Origin of the sequence: Campylobacter sp. W0014 (assembly GCF_020135975.1) — a bacterium.
GTDB lineage: Bacteria > Campylobacterota > Campylobacteria > Campylobacterales > Campylobacteraceae > Campylobacter_D.
Window position 1 is genome coordinate 1 of sequence record NZ_JACHTR010000039.1, and the last position, 6,125, is coordinate 6,125.

The window sequence follows — 6,125 nt, forward strand, 5'->3', positions numbered from 1 at the left end:
TTGAAAGACGCTTTGGAACACTTGGGCATGTAGGAATTTCTAAAATGCATGGATATATTGGCAATAATCTTCTTGATCAATTAAAACATTAGGATGAAAATTAAAATCTTGACTTAGATTAAATAAGCTTTCATCTAAACTTTCAAAAAAACCTTCACATTCTATAGAAAAAAGTTCTTCAAGACTTTCTTTGATGATGGCTTTAGTGATTTTAAAGGGTAGGGGATTTGAAGTAGAATTTGATATATTAAGACTCATAAAGGAATTTGAGGCCATTTTTTCTCCTTAATGTGGTAATAAGATTTATCAAATACAAAGCTTTATAAGTTTTACTGTGTGATTAAATTTTTATTTATATTTGTTTGTAAATATTCTATAAATTTGAGTGTGTTTTATGGTATAAATTAAAACCTTATTTAAAACTATATTATATCCATCTTATTTTCTAGAAAAGCTTTTCCTTTCAAACTTAACGCAAAACCCTTATCGGTTGAACTTAAATTTAACTTTTCGCAAACAACTATATTATCATTGTTAATATTTATCAAGCCAGATACACTTTCAACGCTTGTAACTTTAGTGCATGGTACTTTAACTCCTGCGATAGTTCTAGTGCAGCCAATTATATCTGAATTAAGTAGATCATTTTTAGTGATAGTCTGAGCAGTGTGATTTGCAGTTAAGTTTTTACCAAGACTTGATTTTAAAACTACTTTGCCATTGTGAGGACATACAATAGTATCTTTTGTAGTAAGAGGTGTCATTTTTTCCTTTTTTAAATTATTTTTATAAAACTTTATAGAATATTTTATAGAAATTTGTGTATTTCTCGTAAAAATATTTTAATAAAATCTTTTAGTAAAATGGATTTTATTAAAAAATAATAAACAATTTTAAATTTATTGTCATTTGTCGAAGATAAATTTTCTTAGTTTTGTTGGATTTTATTTATTTGTTATATCTTGTAAAAATTTCTTTATGCAAGATAAAATCTCCAATTTTGCATTTACCTGATAAGGACTATACTATTATTTTGTTTTTCAACTTCAATATCGCAAAAATCGTTATTATACTCCATAGAAAATATTTTTATAATAGCTTTTGTAGGAGATTTTAAATTGATTATTCTAATATATCATTTGGTTTTTCTGTGTAAAAATTTGTATTCCAATCATCAAAGGTACTACCATTTTTAGAATATCTAATTTCACAATAAATTCCATTCATCATCTCATCATTATAACAATTATCACTTATTTGAAAGGCTGGTTTATCGGCTACATAAATACCTTGCCAATCCTTTACAAAAGTAGGAAATTCTTTAGCATAAGTGATGCTTAAAAACATTAAGAATAAAAAAATATATTTCATTGTTCTGCTTCCTTATTTGGTTGTGGTAATAAAAGCAATTGTTTTCATCAAGAATTTGTATAATTTTGCATTATTTTTTACGGTTTTGCTTCATTATAAGATCTTATCTTTTATATTTTTTCAAAAATTTATAAGCCCCATACTCTTGCCAAATAACAATTTCTCTAAAATACTAAAAGGATATAAGGCATTGCATAAAGTTAAATAAATAAAAATTATTGTATGAAATTTTGGCTTTTTGTATGCCATAAATAATAAAGCCACAAAAAATAAAATCAAACAACTTTCATAAATAATAAACGTTGTTTTGTTTATGTTAAACACAGTTTGTAATAACCCTAGCATATTGTCATTGATTATCATGTAATATATATCATTGATAGTAAAAAATATCAGAAAAGCACCTAATATAAAAATGGCTCTAAATTTGTGTTTTAATAGCAATATTGGTATAAAAATGCAAAATAACCATATTAAAATAGTATTGATCATTGTATAGCCTTGCATAAAAATATAGCAAAATGCTAATCTAATAAAAAAATATCACATTTTTTATTTTGCTTATTGTCGCAACCAAAATAAAATTTATGATTATTGTTCCAAATTTCAAAGCTTCCACCTGCATTAATTTCAAAAAAATAATTAATATTATCTAAAGAAAATCTTCCTCTAATAACACAAGGAATTTGATCAAAAATGCGGTAAGAAGTTTGCCAGTCTTCATATTTTTGACTGATTTTAAAAAACTCTTTTAATGACTTCTCATTAAATTTCTATCCTTTACAAGCTTTTTCCAAGTCAAAATATTGCTCGTTTAATAATATTGATTTATCAATGTAAATTCTTTCAATTTTAGAAAAATCTTTTATTAATAGATTAAGATTTTGTTCGGTTGCTGATGTTAAGTCAATAATCATACTCGTATAGATTAGCACCTTCACTACTTGTCTTATATGAAATTTTATCGTGTTTATAGATATCCTTATTTTATATTATGATTTTTAAAAAAATATTAAATTTATTTTTTGTGTCACCAAACTATTATCTTAAAATATATCTCATTTTTTATAGCTAATTCACCTACAGTAGTAAAACTTTTATTTTTCTTTATAACTTTGTAAAATTTCTAATATCTTTTTATAGTTTGATACCGCTTTAAAATCCTTTTTATTTTTAGCTTCTTCAATTTTTTGAGTTGTATATTGAAATAAAGAAAGTTCTTTTTGTGTTTTTTCATCCTCTATGGTTGCTTTTATATCAATCACTTTATTCTTAAGTAAAAATTTTAATGCTTTTATGCTCCTTTTATCAATGGCTTGTTGTTCATAACTTACAGAAGGAACGGCTATACCATTAAAAAATGTCATATCGTGTTCTGGATCGGGTTTTAATTTTTCATACATATATTTTAATCCCACAACATCATCTTTGGCAATCATATCAAGAATAGCCCAATTAGTTTGAAAAGAATATCCTTTATTGCCTTGAGCTTTGTTAGCTTTATAAGCTTTTTTAAAATTCCATTTTCCATGTCGTTTAAACCAATCATTATATATAATTGATTGATTTGTTGTTTGTTTTGATATAGGACTTGCACTGATACATCCAAATCCTAGTAAAATAATAAAAATTGTAATGTATTTTTTAATCATATTAGCCTCCTAACAATTGTAATAATTTCGCAATCTCCTGATTGCTTATTGCGAGATTTGAAATACCTTGTAGTTCTTCTTCTAAATGTTTATTGTAATATGTCATAAAATTTTCCATAGTCTCCGTTCTTTGGTCGTAAGGAGAATCTGGAAGAGAGGCCCATGTATAATATAATCTTTTTCTAGGATTATCCTTTCTACTTTTTACTGCCTCTTCAATTTTGTTACTCATTATTAAATCAGTAGCTTCCTTATATTTGTATAATAATATTATACAAGCCTTATCTTGATTTTTAGGAGAAAAATCACTAATATCATATTTTTTTCCATATTTTAAAACAATATCATTCCAAGTTGTAAATAAAAATTGATAAGCTCCAGCTGCAGTTGAATCTAATTTTTTGATATATATATTAGGATGTTTTGAAAAATCATTAAACATACCACCACCTACAATAATTTTATAACCTTTTTGTCCAAGTGTTCCCTCTCCGTATCTTAAAGCATACATAAAGGCTTTTAATCTAGCTATCTTAATATCAATTTCTTTTCTCTCTTTTTCTTCTCTCCATTCTTCATATACTTTATCTTCTATTAAATAACAATAAGGGGTGTTAAATTTTACCGTTTTATCTCCTTTGTTTAAATCTTCAACGCATATTTGTAGTTTTTGCGAAAAAGTATTATTTGCCATTGCTATACTACTAAAAGCCTTAAAACCTATAAATATATTTTTAGTATTTATAAGTTTTAGATTACCTTGTTCATCTTTTTCTAAAGTCCTATCTAAATATATATTGCGAGAAAGTGCTTTATCTTCTAACTTACAAACATAATTTTGTTGGCTTTCTTGAACATAAATATAAATAGGAGTACCCTCAGTAATGGTATTGTTAGTGTAGTTTTGTATTTTTTGTAAATCAATATCATTAATATTAATAGTAAAGTTTCCATTATTGCAAAAAGTATCTTGGGTTTTAGGAACTTTAAGTTCTATTCCTAAGGTAGAATAAGTTTTATCTGGTTTAAGATCGGTTTTTAAAATATGAGAATTTTCTCGATTTTCTAAATAATGACAATAATTGCTAAGAGTAAAAAGCAATTCATCATCTTTTTCAATCTTTAATTGATTAAGTATATCAAAGCAATAGTTTATGCCATTATAATTTGCAATTAATTCTTGATCATTTGTTTCCTTTTCTTTCATTTCTAGCTCTTTAGTTGCCAAAGAAGTGGTTTTTGTTTTATCATTGCTTAATCTTTCATACAAAAAAAGTTCAGCTTTATCGTTTTGCTTGGTATTTTCTTTGAAAGGATTGTTTATACAAGAGCAATCAAAGCAATTACCCTTTACACTCTTAATATAAAGATAGGTATTGCTTGGTTGATCAATTTTTATTTCCATATTAATTTTTTCTATAATAAAAACTAAAATATTTTCTTTTGTTTCTTGAGTATTTTTGTATTCTCTAAGAGCTCTTAAAACTTCATTATAATTACTATTATCCATAACATAGATATTTTCAGCCTTAAAGCGATATTCTTTATCGCTTTCTTTTTCTTTATATTTTTTAAAATCACTTTCAGTCTCAAATTTAGCTTTGCCTATAAATTTTTCATCATTAAAATATTCTACATAAGGTTTTAAAATACTTACTAAAGCTTGCAATTCATTGGGATTGACATAGTTATAAACTTTATACCCAGAAATATCCACATTTTTATTATCATATTCTGTTTTTACAGCTTTAATTTGTTTAAGCATATGTTGTTCCATTGTTTTAAAATAAGAAAAATAGGTTTGTTTTTCAGTAGGATGTATTAAATTTAATACCTTGAAAATATCTATACAAGTATCAAGTTTTTCTTCATCACTTTCTTCTTCTTTTTTTAATTTTCCATTAAAATTAAAAATACATGATTGCAATATCATTCTTCTTGCATCTTTGCCTATGAAATATCTTATAATAACCCAAATAAAAAATCTACTTTTATAAATATTGAATGCTTTTTCTAAAAGTTTATTTTGCATGATAAAATTACCACCTTGATAAGTGGCACTCACAAAAGGAATGAATTCTTGATAATATTCTTTTTTATCTTCTTTTTTGTTCTTATTTTTATGAAAAAAAAGAATATTTTTCTTCTTAAAATAATGCAAGGTGTCTAATTCATAATTTATTGATATAATTTCAAAAAGTTCTTCAGCTTGTTCTTCGCTAAGTTCAAATTCTAAATATTTATTGGGTTTATCTTTATTTATTTTTAAATCCTCATCGCTTAATCTTTGAAGTTCTTCTAAACTTGTCTTAGGATTACTTCTTTGCTTTTGTTCAGTTTCCTTGCAATAATTTTCTATTGCATCCTTGATGATTTTATTGAGAGTAGAAGTTCTAATATCTGTCTCCAAAGTTTTAAAAATATTATTTGAAATACCCTGTATTAATGTTTCATATTCTTTATATTTATAACTTTTTGTATCTTTAATGATTTCTTTTAAAGTGATATCAGAATCAAATCGTGTATAAGGAATATCTTTAAGATCTTTTATTAAACCAAATAAATAATATAAAATCAGTTTTATCCAGATACCTTTTAGACTTTTTTGTCCTATATTTATACCTATGCCTATAGTCGCTATACCTTGATTATCCCTATAAACTTCTGTTTTTAAACCTTCAACTGAGATTAAGAGTGATGTTTTGATTTTATTATATTTTTCAAAGCTTATTTTTTCGAATTCCATTTTATTTTCCTTTATCATAAGCATTTAAAAAAGCTAAGGTTAAAGCTTGATTAAAACGATAGGCAAGAAAAGCATCACTTTGTACTATCCAATCATACGCTTTAGGACCGATAGTCTCACCAAATTCAGTAAAAATTGTATTTTCTTTTATTTGTCTTTTAAAATCCTCATCTTCTCTTAATTTCATCCTAAAACTTTCAAATACAAGATTTTGAGAGTGAAAATTGTTTTGCAATAAAAAAGCTCTGGTATTGCAATATTGTATTTTAATTATATGTTCTACTTTATCATCAGCCAAAGTTTCACCGTGTCGTGGAGTATAACCATACTCATTTTGAGTTTGTGAAAGTCTTACC

Annotated in this window: 6 protein-coding genes; all 6 read right to left on the minus strand. The window is 25.1% G+C overall.

All coding sequences use genetic code 11. The features are described 5' to 3' along the window. Nucleotides 1-39: 39 nt before the first annotated feature. Nucleotides 40-276: a hypothetical protein gene (locus H2277_RS08500; protein WP_337201895.1), complete on the minus strand. Its 237-nt coding sequence runs from the start codon at nucleotides 274-276 to the stop codon at nucleotides 40-42. 146 nt (nucleotides 277-422) lie between these two features. Then, complete coding sequence (locus H2277_RS08505; protein ID WP_337201896.1) at nucleotides 423-764, minus strand: hypothetical protein; 342 nt, start codon at nucleotides 762-764, stop codon at nucleotides 423-425. A gap of 358 nt (nucleotides 765-1,122) precedes the next feature. Beyond that, nucleotides 1,123-1,371 (minus strand): hypothetical protein, encoded by a 249-nt coding sequence (locus H2277_RS08510; RefSeq protein WP_337201897.1) that lies wholly within the window; start codon nucleotides 1,369-1,371, stop codon nucleotides 1,123-1,125. Between the two features lie 1,097 nt (nucleotides 1,372-2,468). Further along, nucleotides 2,469-3,023 carry a hypothetical protein gene (locus tag H2277_RS08515; RefSeq protein WP_337201898.1) on the minus strand — a complete coding sequence of 185 codons (555 nt, stop codon included), beginning with the start codon at nucleotides 3,021-3,023 and terminating at the stop codon, nucleotides 2,469-2,471. Nucleotide 3,024: 1 nt separating this feature from the next. Then, entirely contained in the window at nucleotides 3,025-5,769 is a 2,745-nt protein-coding gene (locus H2277_RS08520; protein WP_337201899.1) for a glycoside hydrolase family 104 protein, read from the minus strand. A gap of 1 nt (nucleotide 5,770) precedes the next feature. Beyond that, on the minus strand, nucleotides 5,771-6,125 hold a 355-nt coding region (locus H2277_RS08525; RefSeq protein WP_337201900.1), incomplete at its 5' end, for a hypothetical protein.